Source organism: Gammaproteobacteria bacterium (genome assembly GCA_003696665.1).
Classification (GTDB): Bacteria; Pseudomonadota; Gammaproteobacteria; order Enterobacterales.
In genome coordinates this window covers 1-1,329 of sequence record RFGJ01000090.1, presented here as the reverse complement: position 1 = coordinate 1,329, position 1,329 = coordinate 1, and the positions used below count along the sequence as shown (strand labels likewise).

The 1,329-nt window shown below is 49.8% G+C and carries 1 protein-coding gene; it reads right to left on the bottom strand.

What is annotated here, in order from left to right; all coding sequences use genetic code 11:
* The coding region (locus D6694_03085; protein ID RMH46814.1) for a hypothetical protein at window positions 1-1,329 on the bottom strand (1,329 nt) is incomplete at both ends.

Sequence of the window (1,329 nt, the reverse complement as noted above, 5' to 3'; positions counted from 1 at the left end):
TCCAGCGAAATCCAAGCCTTCGCGATCATGTGCCATCATCTCATCGAGGATGATTTCGGGTACGCGCCGATGTAGGAAAGTTGCTGAGATGTGCCTCCAACCATTGTTTTTCTCGGGAAATAAATGGTCGATTCCATGTTCTTCCAGACATTGTCTGAAAAGACTCCCGCTCATGCGGCAGGCGCGAATACCTCCGCATTGTCTGACCGAGAAATAAAGGGGGAGGGGGTCATGATTCGGAAAAATGTCACTTGGTTGATCAACCATCCATCGCTTCGCAAGCAGCAGTGTGCCTTTGCAAGCCTCAATTTGTCGCTGAAGAAGCCCTGAACACATTGCGAGACTTTGATTGCGGAAGACTGAATCAGCCTTGGTCTGGGTGATTGCACGTTTGAATAAGATAGAAAGGGACATCGAAGTGGCTTCCCCAACAGGCCGGAGTGCCATATTGACCTGAAGTATCAGGTATAGATTTGCATGCTGCAAATTCAGAGCCCGAACCAGCCACTTTTCCTTATCCTCAAAAGATGACCGGAGGCAGCTATATGCCGTGCTGAATTTTTGGTTCAGCGATTTAACCAGTGGTACGGTGTTGTTCGGAGGTTCGGCCAATTGCGATCCGACCAATCCACTTGGCAGTTGTCTCGGGAAGCTGAAGATGGATAGTGTTTGTCTTAGCACGTCCGGACATGCATGAATGCTTGTGATGCGCTTGATGAATTCAGCATGTGCCACTTGGTACTGCCGATTCAGGAGTTCCCGATCAAGAACATAGTAACGAGCTTGGGCTCGAAGCGATGCGGGAATGCGCCCGGCTATTGTGGCGGCCTCAAGACGCGTAAGATGGTCTTCGGTGGCAAACAGGCGATAAAATGTTGCTGCCAGCCTTTCGCAGCTGGGTGTGTTCCCAGGATATTGAAGCGAAAACTTCTTCGCCTGTTTATTAGCCAATGCAATGGCATTTTTGAATGGTGGATGCTCGAGCCCAAATTCATTTGTGAGCCATCCGGGGAGAGCTAAGCGCATGTAGATCCTGTCGTTGTTGGGATCGAACGCAGTGGCACCATTTTGAACCTTATATACCAAATGGTTGGTTCGCATGTCGAACCATGCTTCTGCCGTGTCGTTAGGGGAGTCCTTTCGTACCACGTCCTGCAGGCGATCAGGTGAGATGCCAGTTGTCACTAACAACCAGCAGAAGCAAAACAGTGTTCGATCAGTTTGGATAAGCTGGCCGAGAAACCATGCCAGAACAGGCAGGTGCAAGCAGTTCGGGTCAGTAATAGCATAAACATTACGCGCCGCCATTGATTGCAATCGTGTTCTGAG